This is a genomic window from uncultured Pseudomonas sp. (assembly GCF_913777995.1).
GTDB lineage: Bacteria > Pseudomonadota > Gammaproteobacteria > Pseudomonadales > Pseudomonadaceae > Aquipseudomonas.
In genome coordinates this window covers 55004-75982 of the sequence record NZ_CAJYVE010000015.1, presented here as the reverse complement: position 1 = coordinate 75982, position 20979 = coordinate 55004, and the positions used below count along the sequence as shown (strand labels likewise).

The following is a 20979-nucleotide window of genomic DNA, read 5'->3' as shown; positions in this document are numbered from 1 at the left end:
ATGGAAGCTGCCTGGATGAGCAAGCCCGGCCAAACCGTACTGGTGGCCCTGCGCAAGATGATCGCCTCGGGCGAGCTGGCGGCCGGCGAACGGCTGATGGAAGTGCCCACCGCCGAGCTGTTCGGCGTGTCGCGCATGCCGGTGCGCATGGCGTTTCGTACCCTGGAGCAGGAAGGCCTGCTGGTGAAAGCCGGTGGACGCGGCTTTCAGGTGCGCTCGGTGAGCGGCCAGGACATCGCCGGGGCGGTGGAGGTGCGCGGCGTACTCGAAGGCCTGGCGGCGCGACAGACCGCCGAACGGGGCCTCAGCCCCCAGGACTGCGATGCCCTACAAGCCTGCCTGGCCGAAGGTGACGCGCTGTTCGACAAGGGCTACGTCACCGAGCAGGACCTTGAGGTGTACCACGACCTGAACATGCGTTTTCACCAGATCATCGTCGCCGGCAGCGGCAACCCGGCCATCGCCGACGCCCTGGCGCGCAACGACCACCTGCCGTTCGCCTCGGTCAGCGCCCTGGCCGTGGACCGCAACGACATGGCCCGCGAATACCGCCGTTTCAACTACGCGCACATGCAGCACCACGCCATCGTCGACGCCCTGGTCTGCCGCCAGGGCGCCCGCGCCGAAGCCCTGATGCGCGAACACGCCAATGCCACCCTGCGCTACGCCGAGATCTTCAGCGCCTCGTCGGCGGAACGGATGAAAGTCATTTCCTGAATGGGCCGGGGGGCTGACCGACCTTTTCGCAAGCTAGCCCGCTCAACACAGTGTCATCGCGGCGGGTTCGGCCCGTGATTGCAAGACGCCTCTCTTTCTCTTGAAGGACATTTCCGAGAGAATCCCGGCCGCTTGTGCCCGTGAATTCAGGCTTCTAACCTGCCCCCGTCGCTGCCCATTCAGCGACCGGGTTTGGTAGACCCGATCCTCACTGTCGCAAGGCGCCGTCTGTTGCGAGGCGCTTTTTTACGGCCTGCGTTTATGGTGGCCGTGCGCATGGCGTCTTCGGACGCACCGGGCGCCAGTGACCGGTTCTACCAACTTGCGTGCGGCCGCCACCCGGCGTTTGGTAGCAATGGGTGTCGGCTCCTGTCCTCTCACTGGAGCTGTAGCCATGAAAAAGATCGTCCCCGATTCACCCAACCTCGAATCGTCTTTTGTCCTGCTCGAATGTCGTGTGGCCCATGCCGTGGAGTTGCTCAACTGCGCCACTGCTACAGCCTATGAAAGCGCTGAAAGCCTGCATGGCCAGGCGCGTCACCTGGCCATGGCCAGCATGCACTTGATCACCCAGGCGCAACTGGCGCTGAACCAGACTCTGGACCAGTGGCCCACGCGGGCTGTCGAGCCCGAGGAAGAAGTGACGGCCTGATCGCTACAGGCCGCTTGTGTGTTTCGGATGACCCCGCTGCCGGCTTTGGCAGCGGGGTTCGAGGAAAGCAACTGCACAGGCACCCGTCAAATAGCTTGCCAGACGCTCATGCATTGCTCTTTTCTTCTGCAAGCCCCAGCTGTGCCTGCTGGGTAATCCAATTGCGCATGTAAACCCAATACTGATCAGACCGTGGGAGCGAGCTTGCTCGCGATAGCTGCGCCACGTTCACAGCAGATGCAGGGGTTTGCTGACCTGTTCGCGAGCAAGCTCCAACAAAAAGCCGAAGAGCTCTTAACTGACCTGTATTGCGGCTAAAGCCGGTCCCACCACAGGCCGGCTACCGAAGTGTGTGCGACCGCCACCCAGCATTTACTGATCCTGCCGGCTGTGGCAGCGGGATAACGCTCGACTAAAGATCCAACACCAGCATCGGCGTTTTCGCCCTCGAACAGCAGGGCGTGAACTGGTCGTTGAGAGCCTGTTCGTCTTCGGTGAGGTACAGGTCGCGGTGTTCCGGAATGCCCTCCAGTACGCGGGTCAGGCAGGTGCCGCACACGCCCTGTTCGCAGGACACCGGCACCTCGATGCCATGGCGCTCCAGCACCTGGACCACGCTCTGGTCAGCAGGTACTTCGAACACCTCACCGCTGCTCGCCACTTTCACCGAGAAACGGCCATCGGCGCTGGTGTCCAGCGGGGCGGCGGCGAAGTATTCGCGGTGCAGGTTGGCTTCCTGCCAGCCCTGCGCACGGGCGCTGTCCAGCACATGCTGCATGAAGCCGTTCGGGCCGCATACGTACAGGTGGACATCCGCCTGCGGCCCCGTCAGGAGCTGGGCAGCCTGCAGGGCCGTGGCGGGTTCGTCATCCAGATGCAGGTGCACCCGCTCGGCAAAGGCCGACGCCTGCAAGCGTTCAAGGAAGGCCGCCCGGTCACGGGCGCGCACGCAATAGTGCAGCTCGAAATCCGCCCCCTGCTCAGCCAGCGCCTCGGCCATGCACAGGATCGGCGTGATGCCGATGCCTCCGGCGAACAGCAGGCTGCGTCGCGCCTCGGCCGCCAGTGGAAAGTGGTTGCGCGGCTCGCTGATGCGCAATGGCATGCCGGCGCGCAGCAGGCGGTGCATCTGCGCCGAACCACCGCGCGATGCGGGGTCATCGAGCACGCCGATCAGGTAGCGATGCCGTTCGCCAGGGTGGTTGCACAGCGAATACTGGCGCACCAGGCCATCGTCGCCAGGCACCTGCACATCGATGTGCGCACCGGCCGTGAAGGCCGGCAGTGGGCCACGGTCGGGCAGGGCCAGCTCGAAACTACAAATGCCCTGGGCCTCGTCTTTGCGGGAAATCACCACAACGTCGATCATTGCGCGTCCTCGGACTGGGTCATTGGGCCGTGGCGATCAGCGCAGGGGCGCTGGCCTGTTCCTGGGCGATGAGGCGCTCGATGATCTTGCGCGACTGCACGCCACCGGCATCGATGTTGAGCTTGAGCAGGTTGCGCTCAGGGTACTTGAGCAGGTTCTGCTGCTGGCGTTCGAGCATTTCCAGGTCTTCGCTGAAGATCTTGCCCTGGCCTTGGCGGATGCTGTCGGTCAGCGCCTGGTCGTGGGGGTTGAAGTTGCGCGCCATGCCCCAGAAGTACCAGATCGAGGTGTCGCTTTCCGGGGTAATGAAGTCCACCACGATGCTCGACGCCTTGTAGCGGGGGTCGGCGTGATAGCCGCCGTGCCCGGCGTGTGCCACCCCGACTTCGATCAATACATGGCTGGGCGGGGTGAAACGGCAGATCTGCCAGCGGTCCACCGGCACGTCATCGGCGAGGTTGTTGCCGCGCAAGGCCATGCGCCAGAAGGGCGGGGCCATGATGTTTTGCATATGCCGGGCGGTGATCACTTCATCCCCTTCGACATGCGTGGCAGGCGCCGTCTCGTCGATTTCCTTCTGGCCGATGCTGGTGGCATGCACGTAGGTCTCGTGGGTCAGGTCCATGAGGTTGTCGATCATCAGCCGGTAGTCGCAACCGATGTGAAACAGCCCACCCCCGTAGGCCCATTGGTCACTGACCGCCCATTCCAGGTGCGGAATCAGCGCGGCATCGGCCTTGGCCTGGTCACCCGGCCACACCCAGATGAAGCCGTAGCGCTCCACGGCGGCGAAGGTCTTGTTGCACGGAAAGCCACGGACCCGCTGGCCGGGCATCGACACGGTCTTGCCATCGGCGCCCATGGTCAGGCCGTGATAGCCACACACCAGCTGGCCGTTCTCGACATAGCCCAGCGACAACGGCGCGCCACGGTGCGGGCAGAAGTCCTCGACGGCCACGACCTGATCCTCCAGGCCGCGGTAGAAGACCATCTTCTCACCGCAGATTTGCCGCCCGAGGGGCTTGCTGGCGATTTCATCGGGGGTGCAGGCAACGTACCACGTGTTCTTGGGATACATGGTCAGGCTCTCCGGTTGATTTGTTTTTGTTAGTGGATCCATTGAACAGCCAAAACCAGGCATGAAGCAAGGCTAAACAGCCGATAATCGCCCATAATAATTATCAATGGATCCACTGCATCAAAAAACAACGAAAAGTCATGTGCTTGCCAGCGAGCGATGAAGCACGCGCAAGGAGGATGAAAGGTGGCTGAAAGCTTGACCGATTAGCATCGTCACCAGCACCGGCAAAGACCGGCAAGCCAGGGCGCGTCCCTACGCCCGAGACTCAACAAGAATAATGGTGATTGAAATGCGTGATTCCCTCTCCCTGCGTAACCTCCCTGCGTCCCGAATCCAGACCGTTCAGCGCTGAACCCGGCTGACCCTTATCCCGCTTCCGGTTTCCCTGGCCCTATTTCGTCTGGAGTTTCGCCATGCTGACTTTCCTTGGCTTCGCCATGGTCATTGCCTTCATGTACCTGATCATGAGCAAGCGCATGACCGCGCTGATCGCCCTGATCATCGTGCCGATCATCTTTGCCCTGTTCGGTGGCTTCGGTCCGCAGATCGGCCCGATGATGCTGGCCGGTATCACCAAGCTGGCGCCCACCGGCGTCATGCTGATGTTCGCCATCCTGTACTTTGCCCTGATGATCGACTCCGGCCTGTTCGACCCGGCCGTGCGCAAGATCCTGGCGATGGTCAAGGGCGACCCGATGCGCATCTCCGTCGGTACTGCGGTGCTGGCCCTGGTGGTGTCGCTGGACGGTGACGGCGCGACCACCTACATGATCTGCGTGGCCGCCATGCTGCCGCTGTACAGCCGTATCGGCATGAGCCCGCGGATCATGGCCGGCCTGATCATCCTCGCTGGCGGCGTGATGAACATGACCCCATGGGGCGGCCCGACCGCCCGCGCCGCCAGCGCCCTGCACGTGGACGCTTCGGACATTTTCGTACCGATGATCCCGGCCATGGCCGCCGGCGTGATCTGCATCCTGGCCATCGCCTATTTCTACGGCAAGCGTGAGCGGGCGCGCCTGGGCGTGCTGCAACTGCAGGGCGACGACATCGACCACAGCGAGATCAGCGTCTCGCAGTTCCCCGATGCCCGCCGCCCGAAGATGATCTGGTTCAACGGCGCGCTGACCTTCGCCCTGATGGTCTCGCTGATCATGGGCCTGCTGCCGCTGCCGGTGCTGTTCATGGTGGCCTTCAGTATCGCGATGATCATCAACTACCCGAACCTGCAGGACCAGAAGGACCGCGTCGCGGCCCACGCCGGGAGCGTGCTGTCGGTGGTCGGCCTGATTTTCGCCGCCGGTATCTTCACCGGGATCCTGACCGGCACCGGCATGGTCGATGCCATGTCCAAGAGCCTGCTGACCGTGATCCCGACCTCAATGGGCCCGTACCTGGCGGTGATCACCGCCATCGTGAGCATGCCGTTCACCTTCTTCATGTCCAACGATGCCTTCTACTACGGCGTGCTGCCGGTGCTCTCCGAAGCCGCCTCGCACTACGGCATTTCGCCGGTGGAAATGGCCCGCGCCTCCATCGTCGGCCAGCCGGTGCACCTGCTCAGCCCGCTGGTGCCGTCCACCTACCTGCTGGTGGCCCTGGCCGGTATCGACTTCGGTGACCACCAGCGCTTCACCCTCAAGTGGGCGGTGCTGGTCTGCGTATGCATCCTGATCGCCGCCGTGCTGCTGGGACTCTTCCCATTGCACAACTCCCTGTAAACTGCCGCCCCCCAGTCGCCGCTCCCTGACAGAGCGGCGACTTTTTCATGCCCGAGGAAACAACTGATGGAATGGCTGCTCAACCCGGAAATCTGGGTTGCTTTCTTGACCCTGACCGCCCTGGAAATCGTTCTGGGCATCGACAACATCATCATGATCTCGATCCTGGTGAGCCGTATGCCCAAGTCCATGCAGCAGCGCACCCGCCTGTTCGGCCTGGGCCTGGCGATGGTCACGCGCATCATGCTGCTGCTGTCGATCACCTGGATCATGCGTCTGACCACCGACCTGTTCACCATCATGGGCCAGGGTATTTCCGGCCGTGACCTGATCCTGTTCTTCGGCGGCCTGTTCCTGCTGTGGAAAAGCTCCCAGGAGATCTTCCAGGGCCTGGAAGGCGAGGAAGAAGCCAGCGAAGAGCCCAAGGGCGCGGGCGGCATGTTCCTGGCCACCATCGTGCAGATCGCGATCATCGACATCGTGTTCTCGCTGGACTCGGTCATCACCGCCGTGGGCATGGTCTCCAACGTGCCGGTCATGGTCGCTGCGATCATCGTCGCCGTGCTGGTGATGATGCTCTGCTCCGGTGCCATCAGCGACTTCATCGACAAGCACCCATCGCTGAAGATGCTCGCCCTGTCGTTCCTGATCGTGGTGGGCACCGTACTGATCGCCGAAGCCTTCGACGTGCACGTACCTAAAGGCTATGTGTACTTCGCCATGGCGTTCTCGCTGGCGGTGGAAGCCATCAACATCAAGATGCGCACCAGCCACGCGCGCAAGAAGGCCGAAGCCGAGCAGGCCGGCCTGGAAAGCGCCTGAGGCGCATCGAGGTAATCAAAAGGCAGGCCCAGGTGGCCTGCCTTTTGTTTTGTTACAGATTTGTTTCAATGCTGCTGCGCCTGTGCGATGCTGGCCCCCTGGCTCAAAGCCGACTAGGTTTTGTACGAAAAGTCGGCGAGCGACGGTCGGAGTCGCGGGCGACTTTACTGGAGTAAATGAGCACTCCACGCTGGTTTTTAACGCAGCATGGCCGAGCGCAGACACTTTTCGTACAAGACTAAAGCTTTAGTTGAGCGTCCTTCCCTTCACATCGCTCGCTACATCGTCGAACCCGCCCACCGGGCACTGATTTCAGGGGGCTTCGCATCTCATGCTGACCCTGCTCGATCTTCTTTCCGCCGTGGCGCTGCTCATCTGGGGCACCCACATCGTCCGTACCGGCATCCTGCGTGTGTATGGCGCGCACCTGCGCCGCGTGCTCGGGCAGAACATGTCGCGCCGGCCGCTGGCGTTCATCGCCGGCATCCTGGTCACCGCGCTGGTGCAGAGCAGCAACGCCACGGCCATGCTGGTCACCTCTTTCGTCGGCCAGGGGCTGATGACCCTGGCACCGGCACTGGCGATCATGCTCGGTGCCGACGTGGGCACGGCGCTGATGTCGCGGGTGCTGACCTTCGACCTGTCCTGGCTGTCGCCGCTGCTGATCCTGCTCGGGGTGATGTTCTTCCTGTCGCGCAAACAGACCCGCGCCGGCCAACTGGGCCGCGTGGCCATCGGGCTGGGGCTGATCATCCTGGCCCTGCAGCTGATCGTCGCTGCCGCCGCGCCGATCACCCAGGCCAACGGCGTGAAGGTGCTGTTCGCCTCACTGACCGGCGACTTCCTGCTCGACGCCCTGGTCGGGGCGCTGTTCGCGCTGATTTCCTACTCCAGCCTGGCGGCGGTGCTGCTGACCGCCACCCTGGCCGGCTCGGACATCATCAGCCTGCACGTAGCCATCGGCCTGGTGGTCGGCGCCAATATCGGCAGCGGCCTGCTGGCGTTTCTCAGTACCAGCATGCAGAACGTACCGGGGCGCCAGGTGGCGCTGGGCAGCCTGTTGTTCAAGCTGCTCGGGCTGGTACTGGTGATGCCGCTGCTCGACCCGTTGGTGAACTGGCTCGACGGCCTGGGCTACCGCAACCAGGAACTGGTGATCGGCTTCCACCTGATCTACAACAGCGTGCGCTGCCTGCTGATGCTGGCCTTCGTCACGCCCATGGCCAAGCTGTGCGCCAGCCTGCTGCAACCCAGCGCCGAGAGCGGCGGCCCGGCACGTCCCCGGCACCTGGACCTGGCGGCGCTGGAAACACCCAGCCTGGCCTTGGCCAACGCGGTACGCGAAACCTTGCGCATGGGCGACCTGCTGGAAAGCATGCTGGCCTCCATGCAGGGTGTGCTGCGCGGTACCCAGACCGCCGTGACCCAGGAAATGCGCCGCCTCCACGAAGATGTCGAGGCGCTGTACAGCGGCATCAAGCTGTACCTGGCGCAGATGCCGCGTGAAGATCTGGGCGAACAGGACAACCGCCGCTGGGCCGAGATCATCGAGCTGACCGTCAACCTGGAGCTGGCCAGCGGGGTGATCGAACGCATGCTGCGCAAGATCCAGCAGCAGAAGACCGCCCAGCGCCGGCTGTTTTCCGATGTCGGGCTGGAGGAGCTGACCGACCTGCACACCCAGTTGCAGGCCAACCTGCGCCTGGGCCTGTCGGTGTTTCTCAGCGGCGACCCGGAAAGCGCCCGCCAGCTGCTGCGCGAGAAACGTCGCTTCCGTGCGCTGGAACGGCGCCTGGCCCACGCGCATGTCAACCGGTTGCAACGCAAGGTGGTGCAAAGTATCGAGACCAGTTCGATGCACCTGGAGCTGATGGCCGACATGAAGCGCCTCAACTCGCTGTTCTGCAGCAGCGCCTATGCGGTACTGGAGACGACTGACACCGGTGCGCTGTCCAGTGAGGCATCCGAGCGGCCGGGCGCGGAGTTGGGCGAACAATCCATGTGAACCTGGCGGCAGCCGCGAAGTCTGTTTAATTCAACCGGCCCGCAAGGAAAAGCTGTCTCATGCGTTGCCTGCTGCTGATCTGGCTGCTGCTCTGCTCCACCGCCACCCTGGCCCTCGACCGTTTGCAAGCGCAGGGCTACCTGCTGCCCAACGGCCTGCAACTGCTGCTCAAACCGGGTTACGACAAAGGCCACGTGTCGATCCGCCTGGTGGTCGGCGTCGGCTTCGACGACTTTCCCTGCGACCAGAAAGAAGTCCCGCACCTGCTCGAACACCTGATGTTCACCGGCCTCGACGAAAGCGGCGAGGGCAGCCTGGAAGCCCGCATGCAGGCCTTGGGCGGCGAATGGAATGCCTTCACCAGCAACGCCGACACCACCTTCGTCATCGAGGCCCCGGCGCGCAACCAGCGCCAGGTCCTGGAACTGCTGGCGCAGATCATCGCCCACACCGAGGCCACGCCACAGGCCTTCGATGCGGTCAAACGCATCGTCGCCCATGAAGACGGCGGCCATGCCTCGCGCCTGCAACGTCTGCTCGACCGCCACGAGGCCGGCAATGGCGCGCGCAGCCAACTGGCGGCGGAACTGGGCCTCAAGTGCGCACAACGCCCCGACGTCGATGACGTGAGCCTGGAGCATCTCGAAGACGCCCTGGCCGCCTGGTACGCGCCCAACAACATGACCCTCATCGTGGTCGGCGACCTGGACAAACTGCTGCCGGCCTATATCGAACGCACCTTCGGCCGCCTGACCGCCACCGAACCGATCGAGCACCCACCGCTGCCCACCGCCCAAGGCAGCGCCGAGCCCCGTCGAGTGCTGACGCACGGCTTCCTGGGCGAGGCTTCACGGCTGCACATGATCTACCCCGAGCCCTCGCTGGACGAGCCCTCCGACGACACCTGGGAACTGTTGCGCGCCTACCTGGACTGGGCGCTGTACAGCGAACTGCGCCTGAAACTGGGCCTGTCGTATGGCCCGGCGGCGAACCGCGAGGTGTTCGGCGACACCAGCCTGCTGAGCCTGGACGCCGATGTGGACCGCAGCGACCTGCCGCAGGCCGAGCAGGCCCTCTACTCGATGCTCGACCGCCTCAAGCGCGATGGCCTGGACAAGGCCACCTTCGAGCGCCTGCGCCAGGCGGCCGTGGCACGCCAGGCCTGGGCGGTGCAGGGCAACAGTGCATTGGCCGACTACTACTGGGGCGCGCTGAACGACTATGAAGATGGCCGCTTCGCCGACCCCGCCAAACGTATCCAGGCGGTGAGCCTGGAGGATGCCAACCGCGCCCTGCGCCAGTTGCTGGCGCAGCCGGGTTATGTGCGGATCCAGCAGCCGCTGTTCAGCTATGACGACCTCTACTGGCTGGCCCTGGCCGGCGCGGGCGCAGTGATCCTGCTGCTGGTCGGCTGGTGGCGTTACCGGCGCGATCGAGCTCTGTAGCAAGGTGCGGCAGGTTGGTATGCTGCGCGGATTTTTTCACCCCTGACTCTTTACCCAGGACCCCGAAGCCTCATGCCAGACTGGAACGCCTACCTCAGCCGTGTACTCAATCTGATCCGCCGCTACCCTGGCGTGATCGCGGCGGGCGGTTTCGTCTCCGGCATCGGCAGTTTCATCCTGGTCGACCGCCAGGCCGGGCTGGCCAGCTGGATCGCCGTGGTGCTCCTGCTCGGCTGGCTGTGGCTGATGGTCGAGAACAGCGTGGTCGCGCTGTTCAACCGTCGCTTCGGCAAGGAGATCCCTCAGGGTCTGCTGCGCTATGGCACGCAGTTGATTCACCAGGAAAGCCTGTTCTTCGTCCTGCCGTTCTTCTTCATTACCACCACCTGGAACAGCGGCCAGGCGGTGTTCACCGCGCTGCTCGGTGCGGCGGGCCTGATCTCGATCACCGACCCGCTGTACTACCGCTGGCTGGCGCCGCGGCGCTGGCTGTTCCTGGCCCTGCACACCCTGACCCTGTTCGCCGCGCTGCTCACCGCACTGCCGATCATCCTGCACCTGACCACCACCGAGAGCTACAAACTGGCCTTGGGTATCGCCGTCCTGCTGTCGATCCCCAGCCTGGCCTCAAGCTTTCCGGTGCGAAACTGGCGCGGCGGGGTGATGCTGGTCGCGGTGATCGCCGTGATCGGCAGTGCCGGCTGGCTGCTGCGCTCCTGGGTGCCGCCGGCCACGCTGTGGCTGACCGAAGTGGCGGTCAGCACCGAGTTCAACAACAAGACCCGCACCCCCGGTGACAGCATCCGCCAGATCAGCGCCAGCCAGCTGCGCCGCGACGGCCTGTATGCCTACACCGCGATCAACGCGCCGCGCGGTCTGCAAGAGCGCATCTATCACGTATGGCGGCGCAATGGCGAAGAGGTCGACCGCATCGCCCTGGACATCAGCGGCGGTCGCGAACAGGGCTACCGGGCCTGGACCCACAAGCGCAACTTCCCGCAGGACGTCGCCGGGCGCTGGCAGGTGCAGGTGCTGACCGAAGACGGGCAATTGATTGGTGTGTTGCGCTTCGAGGTCTCCGATACCGACCAGCCGCTGGTGACCCAGCCGCAAGGGCGGATCATCCGCCTCAAGCCCGGCGGTGACGACGACGCACCGGCCCAGCAGGAGCAAAGCCGGCCTGAGCAACCGTCGAAGGAAGCCTCGGGGGCACCTGCTGAAGAGCCTTCAGCGGGCGACCAGGAATCGGAGAGCGAAAAACCGGCTGCACAAGAGCCGCCGGCAGCCAGCGATGAACAGGCGCCGGCGCCCCGTGAAAAGCCTGCTGCGGATCAGGCGTCGCCCAGCGCCACGCCCTGAACCTCAGCTGGCGGTGGCGCCGAAGAACCAGTAGCAGACCAGAATCGCCGCCACCACGCCGCTGAACTCGGCGAGCAGGGCGCAGCCCACGGCATGGCGGGCACGCTGGATGCCCACGGCGCCGAAGTACACCGCCAGCACGTAGAAGGTGGTTTCGGTGCTGCCCTGGATGGTCGCGGCGGCCAGCGCGGCGAAGCTGTCGACGCCCTGGTTCTGCATGGTCTCGATCAGCAACGCACGGGCCGCACTGCCAGAGAACGGCTTGACCAGCGCGGTGGGTAGCGCATCGACGAAACGGGTGTCCCAGCCCAGCCACTCGACCAGGTGGCGAATGCCTTCCAGGCCGAAGTCCAGGGCGCCGGAGGCGCGCAGCACACCCACCGCGCAGAGCATCGCCACCAGATAGGGCAGCAGGTTCCTGGCCACGTCGAAGCCTTCCTTGGCGCCCTCCACGAAGGTCTCGTAGACCTTGACCTTGCGCAGCGCACCAATCACCAGAAACAGCATGATCAGGCCGAACAGCGTGAGGTTGCCGAGGATCGACGACAGGCTGGCCAGCGCTGCCGCCGACAGGGTGCCGAGGAACGCCATGAAGGCGCCCAGCAGCAGCGCACCGGGAATCAGGTAGGCGAGCACCACCGGGTCCCACAGGCGCAAGCGCTGCATGACTGCCACCGAGAGCAGGCCGACGAGGGTCGAGGCGCTGGTGGCCAGCAGAATTGGCAGGAACACCAGGGTGGGGTCGGGCGCGCCTTGCTGGGCGCGGTACATGAAGATGGTTACCGGCAGCAGGGTGAGGGACGAGGCGTTGAGCACCAGGAACAGGATCTGCGCGTTGCTGGCGGTGGTCTGGCTGGGGTTGAGTTCCTGCAGCGCTTTCATGGCCTTGAGGCCGATGGGCGTGGCGGCGTTATCCAGGCCCAGGCCGTTGGCGGCGAAGTTCAGGGTAATCAGGCCCAGCGCCGGGTGACCACGCGGCACCTCGGGCATCAGGCGGGCAAACAGCGGGCTGAGCACACGCCCCAGCCAGTCGACGATCCCGGCCTGCTCGGCAATGCGCAGGAACCCCAGCCACAGGGTCAGGGTGCCGAACAGCAGGACCATGACCTCCACCGACAGCTTGGCCATGGCAAAGATGCTCTCGACCATGCTGGCGAAGATCCCGGCGTTGCCGCCGACCAGCCACTGCACCAGCGCGGCGACCATCGCCACGACGAAAAAACCAAGCCAAAGGCCATTGAGCATCGGATACATCCCCCCTTCAGACCGGGGGGATTCTAACGGAGGCCAGGAGCGGGAGCGACCGGCAGGGGCGGTAGGCATCTCGAGCACCGCATTCGCGATGGTGGCCGGATAAATCCAATACCGTTCAATTAGACCGTGGGAGCGAGCTTGCTCGCGAAGGCGGCGTCACGTTCACAGCAAAATCAGCGACTTTGCCAGCTGTTCGCGAGCAAGCTCGCTCCTACAGCCGCAGGCGCTTAATCGAACAGTATTGCGCTTGAAGCCGGTACCACCCGAGAGGGACCGACATTCGAGCGCTACAGGCCGTCAGCCGCGCAGCTTGCCGGTCTCGTGCGAGGTCTGCACCAGGTCTTCCGGCACCGGGTCCTGGCTGCGCCAGTGCGGCAGCGATTCCCAGTAGGCCTTGCCCTTGGCGTCGTCGTACATGCCTTCCCAACGCGCGATGACCAGTACCGCCAGGGCATTGCCGATCACGTTCAGGGCGGTACGCGCCATGTCCATGATGCGGTCCACGCCGGCGATGAAGGCCAGGCCCTCCAGCGGAATGCCCACGCTGCCCAGGGTGGCCAGCAGCACGACGAAGGACACCCCCGGTACGCCGGCGATGCCTTTGGAGGTAACCATCAGGGTCAGCACCAGCATCAGCTGCTGGCCCAGCGACAGGTCGATACCGTACAGCTGGGCGATGAAGATCGCCGCGATGCTCTGGTACAGGGTCGAACCGTCGAGGTTGAACGAGTAGCCGGTCGGCACCACGAAGCTGCAGATCGCCTTCGGCGCGCCATAGGCTTCCATCTTGCTGATGACGCGCGGCAAGGCGGTCTCGGAGCTGGCGGTGGAGTAGGCGAGGATCAGTTCGTCCTTGAAGATGCGCATGATCTTCAGGATCGAGAAGCCGAACAGGCGGGCGATCAGGCCCAGCACCATGAAGGCGAAGAAGGCGATGGCGAAGTACACCAGCAGCACCAGCTTGGCCAGCGGCAGCAGCGAGGCGAAGCCGAAGTTGGCGACGGTCACCGCGATCAGCGCGAACACGCCGATCGGTGCGTAGTTCATGATCATGTGGGTGACCTTGAACATGGTTTCCGAGATGCCCTGGAACACCTTGACCACCGGCTCGCGGACCTCATCCTGCAAGGTCGCCAGGCCCATGCCGAACAGCACCGAGAAGAAGATGATCGGCAGCATGTCGCCCCGGGCCACGGCGGCGAAGATGTTCGATGGAATCAGGTTCAACAGGGTGGCGATGAAGGCATGGTCATGCTGCACTTCGGCGGTGGTGGCCTTGTACTTGGAGATGTCCACGGTGCCCAGGGTGCTCATGTCGATGCCATGGCCAGGCTGGAACAGGTTGGCCAGCAGCAGGCCCACGACGATGGCCACGGTGGTGACGATCTCGAAGTAGAGGATGGTCTTCAGGCCGATGCGCCCGAGCTTCTTGGCGTCGCCCACACCGGCGATACCGACGATCAGCGAGGCGACCACGATCGGCACGACGATCATCTTGATCAGGCGAATGAAGATATCGCCCGCCGGTTGCAGCACGTTGCTGATCCACCAGGCCTTCTCGGTATCGAAGTGGTTGAGCAGCGCCCCCAGGGCGATGCCCAGGACCAGACCGATCAGAATCTGCCAGGCCAGACTCAGTTTTGCCTTTTTCATTGTCATTACCCCTGTGCGAACTGCCTTGGGTCGTTCGGGGACCCGGCACGCCCTGGCTGGCTCCGCAGCAGGGTCGAACGTGTGGTCAGCAGTCCCGGACGGCCTACGGAAAGTCACCGCAAATGAGCATCCCGGCTCAGTAGCAGGCGAAAAAAAGGCGCAACTATTCAGGCGACGGCCAAATGCGTCTAATGCCATATCGGCCTAAGTCATGCCGAATCAGCATAGGAAAACCGACGAAAGGGAGTGAGAAAAGTCTGCAAGAGATGGCTGATATGGCCGAAAGGTGGCTACTACGTCGTATTGGCAGGGCAATAGAGGGATTGAGTTCTGACACGTCTTGTAATGGTCGAACACCGATCATTTCCGCCGTTGCCAGACATACGGTCGCTGCAGAGCGGCTGGTCAGGGCTGCCAGAGGCGGGATGCAACGCAATAAAAAGCGCCATGCGGGTCCGGGCGTCTGGCTGGCGTCGAGACTGGCATGGCGGCTTCACCTGACCCGGCCCTCATCGGAGGCACTCCCTGTGCCCCTAGGTCGCACCGACCCCGATCGGTCAGTGCATCCCGGCCCCCTGGTCATGCACGCACCCTCCTCGGGTCGTGCAAGGTCGAATAAAGAAACGGTCCAGTGCCCCGGTTCTTCAGGCGCTCCATGAAAGCCGGCCCTACCGCCGTTTTTCGTGGAAAGCCTCAAGTCAGCCGGTCAGTACCAGTTCGGATCCTTGCGCAGTTCCTCCTGCAGCAGTTGTTGCATGCCGTCGTCAGGCTCACCCAGGTAACGGGACGTCGCATGGCTCTTGGGCGATTTGTCTGCAGGCAGCCCGGCAGGCACCTCGACCAACAGCCCGTACATGTGCTTCCTGTCCAGGCTGGCGGCAAGGATCAGGCGCTTGCTGCGACAGCTGTCGGCGGTCTCGCACAAGGTACCGGTGAGGTACGGATCGCCGTCTTCGGTGACGGCGGTCATCTGTTGCTCGGCGGTGCCAGACAGGTTCATCACCCACTCGGGCAGACGCTCCTGCTTTTTCACCACCTTGGACCACGCTTCCCGATAATCGGGGTTGTGGAGTAATTCGTTGGCCCGCATCTGGCCGTCATTGGCGGCCAGGCTGGCGGCACTGCCGCCCATCAACAGGGCGGCGGCCAGTAGGGTGCTAAGGGCGCGCATCTCAGCCTCGACCGCGACGACCGAAGAAGAACGACACGACGAACATGACCAGGAACACGATGAACAGGATCTTCGCGATACCGGTCGCCGTACCCGCGATACCACCGAAGCCCAGGACAGCAGCGACGATAGCGATGATCAGGAAGGTAATAGCCCAACTCAACATAGTGATACTCCTTGACTGCTAGGGGGTCCGATCAGGTCAGAAAATCCAGCGCTGCTGTGCAGGCAGCACAGGCACCGGGCTGTCCTGGGAAACAAGCTCGTCGACAGGGGTCAGGTTGCGGGCCTTGGCTTCGCCTTTCGCCGGGGTGGCGAGTGTGGCAGCAGCCGCGGTGGGGAGGGTCCGGGAAATCAGTGCCTGCTGCAGCGCCGCTGCTTCACGCACCTGTTCCCGGAATTGCACCTGCTGGACGGCGAGCAGAGTGAGCAGCAGTACGAGGCTGGCAATAAGGCCTTGCTGTACACGCCGGGGCGAGATACGCAGCTGGGCAATACGCAGACTGTTCATTGGCTCTCTCCCTCTACCGATCCTGTCAACCGGCCGTTCCGGTTTGTCGATAGAGGTTTTGCACGCCGCATGCCAGTTTTAAGATGAAAATTAATCTATATAAATCAATAACTTATAAAGACCTGAAATTCATCCTGGCCAGCAAGCTGCACGATCACCCCCTTGGCATCGTGCGTTCTGCACGAATGCGCGGGGCGCCTGAGGGTCATCCGGTGGTGCGGGTCATCACCTTGAGTGCGTCGGCGTTCACGCCCTTCACACCGCGAATGTTACGTGCGATGTCCACGGCCAGTTCCTTGTCGGCATAGTTGGCGACCATGCCGTTGAGAGTCACTACGCCTTCGCGGGTATCGACCTTGATATTCAAGCCGTCGAGGTTGCGGCTATAAATAAGGCTGGCCTTGACCTTGCTGGTCACCCAGGCGTCGCTCATCTGTTCGGTGGTGCTCAGGGCCTGGGGCTGGGTCTTGGCGGCAATGGAATCGGCAGCGCTGAGGCTGATCAGGTTGTTGACGCTGACCACGCCGTCGGTATTGGTCGCCAGGGTGCCGGCCAGCTCCTTGGCTTCCGGGCTCTGTGCGCGGCCCTTGAGGGTGACCACGCCCTGGTCGCTGCTCACTTCGATCTCCATGCCCTGGGTCACGTTGCTCCACAGCAGCTTGGACTTGATGGTCGCCACCAAGGTGGCGTCTTCGAAGCGCTGGGCCAGGCCGTTGCGGGCATCGGCTTCGGTGGCCACCGAAGGATCGATCTGCAGCTGGTTGTCGACCTTGTCGATGCCATCAACGTCCAGCGCGATGCGTTCGGCCAGCTCGCGCTCGACCTGGTTTTCGACCTTGCCGGACAGCTTGGCAGTGCCGTTATCCACGGCGACCTTGATATCGAACGCACTCAAGTGCCGATTCAAGGCAATGGCGGTCCAGATCGAACCCTCCTGGCGGGCTTCTACCAGCGGCGCGGCATCCCCCTGCGCGGCGTGGGCCAGCAGTGGATGGGCGACCAACAGCGCAGCGGTGGCGGTTGCCAGGGCGATATTCTTCAAGGGGTGCATGACGTTCTCCTTTGCAGGGCGGTCAGTCCACCGGAGGCCTCGCAAGGCCGGGCCAGGCGGTTTTGACGACAGCCGGGCAGGCAAATCCGCCAGTTAGCCAAGGCACAAGCAGATCGCTACCATGCATGCCGCATAATCAATCAGAATTGACCATGCAACTTGCCCGATGATTCCGAGACTAACCAAGACTATTCATTGAGGAGCGTAGGAAAAATGGAAGCAGCCACTGAGAACCAGGGCCGTATTCTGCTAGTGGACGACGAGTCCGCCATCCTTCGCACCTTCCGGTATTGCCTGGAAGACGAGGGCTACAGCGTGGCCACGGCCAACAGCGCCGCGCAGGCCGATGCCCTGATGCAGCGCCAGGTGTTCGATTTGTGTTTCCTGGATTTACGGTTGGGTGAAGACAACGGCCTGGACGTGCTGGCGCAGATGCGCACCCAGGCCCCGTGGATGCGCGTGGTGATCGTCACCGCGCATTCGGCGGTGGATACCGCCGTGGACGCCATCCGCGCTGGCGCCGCCGATTACCTGGTCAAGCCCTGCAGCCCCGACCAACTGCGCCTGGCCACCGCCAAGCAGCTTGAAGTGCGCCAGCTCTCGGCGCGCCTGGAGGCCCTCGAAGGCGAGATCCGCAAACCCAAGGACGGCCTGGATTCGCACAGCCCGGTGATGATGAGCATCCTGGAAACCGCCCGCCAGGTCGCGGTCACCGATGCCAATATCCTGATTCTCGGCGAGTCGGGCACGGGCAAGGGTGAGCTGGCCCGGGCCATCCACGGCTGGAGCAAACGCGCCAAGAAGTCCTGCGTGACCATCAACTGCCCTTCGCTGACCGCTGAACTGATGGAAAGCGAACTGTTCGGCCACAGCCGCGGCGCCTTCACCGGGGCCAGCGAGAGCACGCTGGGGCGGGTCAACCAGGCCGACGGCGGCACGCTGTTCCTCGACGAGATCGGCGACTTCCCGCTGACCCTGCAGCCCAAGCTGCTGCGTTTCATCCAGGACAAGGAGTACGAACGCGTCGGCGACCCAGTGACCCGTCGCGCCGACGTGCGCATCCTCGCCGCCACCAACCTGAACCTCGAAGACATGGTGCGCAGCGGCAAATTCCGTGAAGACCTGCTGTATCGCCTGAACGTCATCACCCTGACCCTGCCGGCCCTGCGCGAGCGCGGCGAAGACATCCTGACCCTGGCCGATCGCTTCCTGGCGCGCTTCGTCAAGGAATACGCGCGACCGGCCCGCGGCTTCAGCGAAGACGCCCGCACCGCGCTGCTCAACTACCACTGGCCGGGCAACATTCGTGAGCTGCGCAACGTCATCGAACGCGCCAGCATCATCTGCCCGCAGGAGCGGGTGGAAGTCGCACACCTGGGCATGGGTGACCAGCCGGTCAGCAACGCCCCGCGGGTGGGGGCCGCGATGAGCCTGGACGAATTGGAAAAGGCCCACATCGGCGCAGTACTGGCGACCAGCGACACACTGGACCAGGCGGCCAAGACCCTGGGCATCGACGCCTCGACGCTGTATCGCAAACGCAAGCAGTACAACCTGTAATTCTGCCCCTCGGTGTTCCATGAAATTGGCAATGAAGTTGCGCACCCGCCTGTTTCTGAGCATATCGGCCCTGATCACAGTGGCCCTGCTCGGACTGATACTGGGCCTGGTGGGCGTGATGCAGACCGCGCACACCCAAGAATCGATGATCCAGCGCAACTTCAAGACGCTGGACCTGGGGCTCAAGCTGCGGCAGAACCTGGGCGATCAGCTGGTGCTGATGCTCGACGCCAATCCGGACCCGCAGAGTCTGGATAAGCTGCAGAAGCAATTCGAAGCCCTGCTGGCTGACGGTATTGCGCATGACCAGAAGGCCGACACCCAAAGCGGCTTCCAGGAAGCCCAGCGCAATTACCAGACCTTCATCCAGAGCTACCGGCGCGACAGCGTCGGCGGCCAGAGCATCCGCACCAACCCCGAACTGAGCGCCAGCTTCAATCACCTGCGCAACGGGCTATTGAGCGCCTACCGCTCGGCACTGGACAACATCACCGCCAACGAGCGCGCCTCACGCGCTCGGGCGAACTGGATCGCCGGCCTGCTGAGCCTGGTCGGGCTGGCGGTGCTGTGCATCGGCTTCGTCACCGCCCATGGCATCGCCCGGCGCTTCGGCACCCCCATCGAGGCGCTGGCCAAGGCCGCCGACAAGATCGGCCAGGGCGACTTCGACGTCACCTTGCCGATTTCCCCGGCTGCCGAAATGAACCAGCTGACGCGCCGCTTCGGGCTGATGGCCGAAGCGCTGCGCAAGCACCAGGCGACCAATATCGACGAGCTGGTGGCCGGCCAGCAGCGCCTGCAGGCCGTGCTCGACAGCATCGACGACGGACTGCTGATGATCGACCAGCAGGGTCACCTGGAGCACATGAACCCGGTCGCCCAGCGTCAGCTTGGCTGGGACGAGAGCCGCCTCGGCCAGCGCCCCGGCGAAGCCCTGGCGCGCCCGGAACTGGACGAAGAGATCCTTCTCAACCTGCGTGGCGGCAGTCTGGAGCGTGCGCCCGAAGACCTGTGTATCGAGATCGATGGCGAATCACGCCTGCTGACCTACAGCCTCACCCCAGTGAGCCATTCCACCGGCGAGATCCTCGGCGCGGTGATGGTCATGCACGACGTCACCGAGCAAAGGGCCTTCGAACGGGTACGCAGCGAGTTCGTGCTGCGCGCCTCGCACGAGCTGCGCACCCCGGTCACCGGCATGCACATGGCTTTCGGCCTGCTGCAGGAGCGCGTGCGCTTCGCCGAGGAAAGCCGCGAGGCCGACCTGTTCAACACGGTCAGGGAAGAGATGCAGCGGCTGATGCAGCTGATCAACGATCTGCTGAATTTTTCGCGCTACCAGAGTGGCCTGCAGAAGCTCACCCTGGCCCCCTGCGACATCGAAGACATGCTCCAGCAGGCCCGCCAGCGCTTCGCCGAGCGCGCCCAGGAGCAGGACATCATCCTGCAGCTCGACATCCAGGAGAGCATGCCGCGCCTGCATGCCGACCAGTCGCAGCTGGACCGGGTGCTGGACAACCTGCTGGACAACGCGCTGCGCCATACCCCGGAAAACGGCCTGATCCGTCTGCAAGCCCGGCGCCATGGCGAGCGCGCGATCATCAGCGTGGAAGACAACGGTGAGGGCATCGCCTACGGCAATCAGGCGCGCATCTTCGAGCCCTTCGTGCAGGTGGGTCGCAAGAAAGGCGGCGCCGGCCTGGGCCTGGCGCTGTGCAAGGAGATCGTGCAACTGCACGGGGGGCGCATGGGTGTCTATTCGCGGCCAGGGCAGGGCACGCAGTTCTACATGGCGCTGCCGTTCTGAGTGGCCGGCGTGCGAAAACGCATGCTGTTGAGCACCTGCAGAATCGCTGCGCTCTGCGCATCCGGCTCGCCGTCGAAGCGCTGCGGACGGAAATGCATCTGGAACGCGGCGATTACGTTGCGGGTTTCTTCATCCAGAACCCCGGTCTGCGGCGTGCGGTAACCCAGACGTGCAAGCTGCTGCTGGAACCACAGGATGTCCGGCAGGCGCGCAGCGTATAGCGCCTGCTGGGCCGCCACCAGGCGCTCGTCGGGCCAGATGCCGATGCCTTCCTGGGCCAGACGCTTCCAGGGAAACAGCGGCCCCGGATCGAGCTTGCGCATCGGGGCGATGTCGCTGTGGCCGATGATGTGGCGCGGCTCGATGCCATTGCGCGTGATGATGTCCTTGAGCAACACGATCAGCGACTGCACCTGCGCCTCGCTGTAGGGGTACCACAGGCGACCGTTGGAGCCATCGGTATAGCCAGGGTTGACGATCTCGATGCCAATCGAGCTGGAGTTGAGCCAGGTGCGGCCGTCCCATTCGCTTTCACCGGCATGCCAGGCGCGGGCGCTTTCGTCCACCAGCTTGAAGATCGTGGCGCGGGCGTCGTCGCCGACCAGGTAGTGGCTGCTCACTTCGCCGTGGGTCAGCAGTTGCAGCGAACGCTCTTGGGAAGCAGAGGTGTAGTGCAGGACGACATACTGGATGCGATTGTCGAAGTTGACCGACGGGTGGCTGGTGTCCAAGCGCGGGCCGCTGGAACAGGCGCTCAGGGTAGCTAACGACAGCACTGCTAATAACCGCTTCATGACATCC

Annotated in this window: 18 protein-coding genes; 9 read left to right on the top strand and 9 right to left on the bottom strand. The window is 63.7% G+C overall.

Features of this window, described 5'->3' with window-relative positions; translation table 11 throughout:
- Positions 1-15 precede the first annotated feature (15 nt).
- Positions 16-717, top strand: a complete 702-nt coding sequence (locus QZ497_RS06635) for a GntR family transcriptional regulator (RefSeq protein WP_295472411.1) — start codon at positions 16-18, stop codon at positions 715-717.
- Between the two features lie 394 nt (positions 718-1111).
- On the top strand, positions 1112-1369 hold the full coding sequence (locus tag QZ497_RS06630; protein ID WP_295472409.1) for a DUF3077 domain-containing protein: 258 nt from the start codon (positions 1112-1114) through the stop codon (positions 1367-1369).
- A gap of 412 nt (positions 1370-1781) precedes the next feature.
- Here the strand turns inward: QZ497_RS06630 and QZ497_RS06625 are convergent, their stop codons facing one another.
- The gene (locus tag QZ497_RS06625) at positions 1782-2738 is read right to left on the bottom strand and encodes a PDR/VanB family oxidoreductase (protein ID WP_295472407.1); all 957 of its coding nucleotides are present in this window, start codon (positions 2736-2738) and stop codon (positions 1782-1784) included.
- A gap of 19 nt (positions 2739-2757) precedes the next feature.
- Positions 2758-3816, bottom strand: coding sequence for an aromatic ring-hydroxylating dioxygenase subunit alpha (locus QZ497_RS06620; RefSeq protein ID WP_295472405.1), 1059 nt, complete (start codon positions 3814-3816; stop codon positions 2758-2760).
- 416 nt (positions 3817-4232) lie between these two features.
- On the opposite strand from QZ497_RS06620, the gene QZ497_RS06615 reads away from it, so the two are divergent.
- From QZ497_RS06615 to QZ497_RS06595, 5 genes are all read left to right on the top strand, one after another.
- The gene (locus tag QZ497_RS06615) at positions 4233-5540 is read left to right on the top strand and encodes a CitMHS family transporter (protein ID WP_295472403.1); all 1308 of its coding nucleotides are present in this window, start codon (positions 4233-4235) and stop codon (positions 5538-5540) included.
- A 66-nt stretch (positions 5541-5606) separates the two neighbouring features.
- Positions 5607-6362, top strand: coding sequence for a TerC family protein (locus QZ497_RS06610; protein ID WP_295472401.1), 756 nt, complete (start codon positions 5607-5609; stop codon positions 6360-6362).
- A 331-nt stretch (positions 6363-6693) separates the two neighbouring features.
- Entirely contained in the window at positions 6694-8367 is a 1674-nt protein-coding gene (locus QZ497_RS06605) for a Na/Pi cotransporter family protein (RefSeq protein WP_295472399.1), read from the top strand.
- A 59-nt stretch (positions 8368-8426) separates the two neighbouring features.
- On the top strand, positions 8427-9812 hold the full coding sequence (locus QZ497_RS06600; protein WP_295472397.1) for a pitrilysin family protein: 1386 nt from the start codon (positions 8427-8429) through the stop codon (positions 9810-9812).
- A 72-nt stretch (positions 9813-9884) separates the two neighbouring features.
- Complete coding sequence (locus QZ497_RS06595; protein ID WP_295472395.1) at positions 9885-11171, top strand: DUF5924 family protein; 1287 nt, start codon at positions 9885-9887, stop codon at positions 11169-11171.
- Between the two features lie 3 nt (positions 11172-11174).
- On the opposite strand, the gene QZ497_RS06590 is transcribed toward QZ497_RS06595, so the two are convergent.
- The 6 genes from QZ497_RS06590 to QZ497_RS06565 form a co-directional block, all read right to left on the bottom strand.
- Complete coding sequence (locus QZ497_RS06590) at positions 11175-12416, bottom strand: nucleoside recognition domain-containing protein (RefSeq protein WP_295472393.1); 1242 nt, start codon at positions 12414-12416, stop codon at positions 11175-11177.
- Between the two features lie 306 nt (positions 12417-12722).
- A complete protein-coding gene (gene gltP / locus QZ497_RS06585; RefSeq protein WP_295472391.1) occupies positions 12723-14078 on the bottom strand; it encodes a glutamate/aspartate:proton symporter GltP in 1356 nt (451 codons plus the stop codon).
- A 706-nt stretch (positions 14079-14784) separates the two neighbouring features.
- Complete coding sequence (locus QZ497_RS06580) at positions 14785-15249, bottom strand: inhibitor of vertebrate lysozyme family protein (protein ID WP_295472389.1); 465 nt, start codon at positions 15247-15249, stop codon at positions 14785-14787.
- Between the two features lies 1 nt (position 15250).
- Complete coding sequence (locus tag QZ497_RS06575; RefSeq protein WP_025257796.1) at positions 15251-15415, bottom strand: DUF1328 domain-containing protein; 165 nt, start codon at positions 15413-15415, stop codon at positions 15251-15253.
- A 36-nt stretch (positions 15416-15451) separates the two neighbouring features.
- The gene (locus QZ497_RS06570; RefSeq protein WP_295472385.1) at positions 15452-15760 is read right to left on the bottom strand and encodes a hypothetical protein; all 309 of its coding nucleotides are present in this window, start codon (positions 15758-15760) and stop codon (positions 15452-15454) included.
- 205 nt (positions 15761-15965) lie between these two features.
- Positions 15966-16811 (bottom strand): BON domain-containing protein, encoded by an 846-nt coding sequence (locus tag QZ497_RS06565; RefSeq protein ID WP_295472383.1) that lies wholly within the window; start codon positions 16809-16811, stop codon positions 15966-15968.
- Positions 16812-17024: 213 nt separating this feature from the next.
- Here QZ497_RS06565 and algB point away from each other — a divergent pair, with 213 nt between their 5' ends.
- Together algB and QZ497_RS06555 are read left to right on the top strand one after the other, a co-directional pair.
- Entirely contained in the window at positions 17025-18371 is a 1347-nt protein-coding gene (gene algB, locus QZ497_RS06560; RefSeq protein WP_295472382.1) for a sigma-54-dependent response regulator transcription factor AlgB, read from the top strand.
- 19 nt (positions 18372-18390) lie between these two features.
- The gene (locus QZ497_RS06555; RefSeq protein ID WP_295472380.1) at positions 18391-20178 is read left to right on the top strand and encodes a KinB sensor domain-containing domain; all 1788 of its coding nucleotides are present in this window, start codon (positions 18391-18393) and stop codon (positions 20176-20178) included.
- Here QZ497_RS06555 and QZ497_RS06550 read toward each other — a convergent pair.
- Positions 20157-20972, bottom strand: a complete 816-nt coding sequence (locus QZ497_RS06550; protein WP_295472378.1) for an N-acetylmuramoyl-L-alanine amidase — start codon at positions 20970-20972, stop codon at positions 20157-20159. The genes QZ497_RS06555 and QZ497_RS06550 overlap by 22 nt on opposite strands.
- Between the last annotated feature and the right edge of the window lie 7 nt (positions 20973-20979).

What these genes read in the sequence shown, in the direction of transcription:
- QZ497_RS06635 (WP_295472411.1), top strand. Translation starts at nt 16, where the DNA reads ATGAGCAAGCCCGGCCAAACCGTACTGGTGGCCCTGCGCAAGATGATC.
- QZ497_RS06630 (WP_295472409.1), top strand. Translation starts at nt 1,112, where the DNA reads ATGAAAAAGATCGTCCCCGATTCACCCAACCTCGAATCGTCTTTTGTC.
- QZ497_RS06625 (WP_295472407.1), bottom strand. Translation starts at nt 2,738, where the DNA reads ATGATCGACGTTGTGGTGATTTCCCGCAAAGACGAGGCCCAGGGCATT.
- QZ497_RS06620 (WP_295472405.1), bottom strand. Translation starts at nt 3,816, where the DNA reads ATGTATCCCAAGAACACGTGGTACGTTGCCTGCACCCCCGATGAAATC.
- QZ497_RS06615 (WP_295472403.1), top strand. Translation starts at nt 4,233, where the DNA reads ATGCTGACTTTCCTTGGCTTCGCCATGGTCATTGCCTTCATGTACCTG.
- QZ497_RS06610 (WP_295472401.1), top strand. Translation starts at nt 5,607, where the DNA reads ATGGAATGGCTGCTCAACCCGGAAATCTGGGTTGCTTTCTTGACCCTG.
- QZ497_RS06605 (WP_295472399.1), top strand. Translation starts at nt 6,694, where the DNA reads ATGCTGACCCTGCTCGATCTTCTTTCCGCCGTGGCGCTGCTCATCTGG.
- QZ497_RS06600 (WP_295472397.1), top strand. Translation starts at nt 8,427, where the DNA reads ATGCGTTGCCTGCTGCTGATCTGGCTGCTGCTCTGCTCCACCGCCACC.
- QZ497_RS06595 (WP_295472395.1), top strand. Translation starts at nt 9,885, where the DNA reads ATGCCAGACTGGAACGCCTACCTCAGCCGTGTACTCAATCTGATCCGC.
- QZ497_RS06590 (WP_295472393.1), bottom strand. Translation starts at nt 12,416, where the DNA reads ATGCTCAATGGCCTTTGGCTTGGTTTTTTCGTCGTGGCGATGGTCGCC.
- gltP (WP_295472391.1), bottom strand. Translation starts at nt 14,078, where the DNA reads ATGAAAAAGGCAAAACTGAGTCTGGCCTGGCAGATTCTGATCGGTCTG.
- QZ497_RS06580 (WP_295472389.1), bottom strand. Translation starts at nt 15,249, where the DNA reads ATGCGCGCCCTTAGCACCCTACTGGCCGCCGCCCTGTTGATGGGCGGC.
- QZ497_RS06575 (WP_025257796.1), bottom strand. Translation starts at nt 15,415, where the DNA reads ATGTTGAGTTGGGCTATTACCTTCCTGATCATCGCTATCGTCGCTGCT.
- QZ497_RS06570 (WP_295472385.1), bottom strand. Translation starts at nt 15,760, where the DNA reads ATGAACAGTCTGCGTATTGCCCAGCTGCGTATCTCGCCCCGGCGTGTA.
- QZ497_RS06565 (WP_295472383.1), bottom strand. Translation starts at nt 16,811, where the DNA reads ATGCACCCCTTGAAGAATATCGCCCTGGCAACCGCCACCGCTGCGCTG.
- algB (WP_295472382.1), top strand. Translation starts at nt 17,025, where the DNA reads ATGGAAGCAGCCACTGAGAACCAGGGCCGTATTCTGCTAGTGGACGAC.
- QZ497_RS06555 (WP_295472380.1), top strand. Translation starts at nt 18,391, where the DNA reads ATGAAATTGGCAATGAAGTTGCGCACCCGCCTGTTTCTGAGCATATCG.
- QZ497_RS06550 (WP_295472378.1), bottom strand. Translation starts at nt 20,972, where the DNA reads ATGAAGCGGTTATTAGCAGTGCTGTCGTTAGCTACCCTGAGCGCCTGT.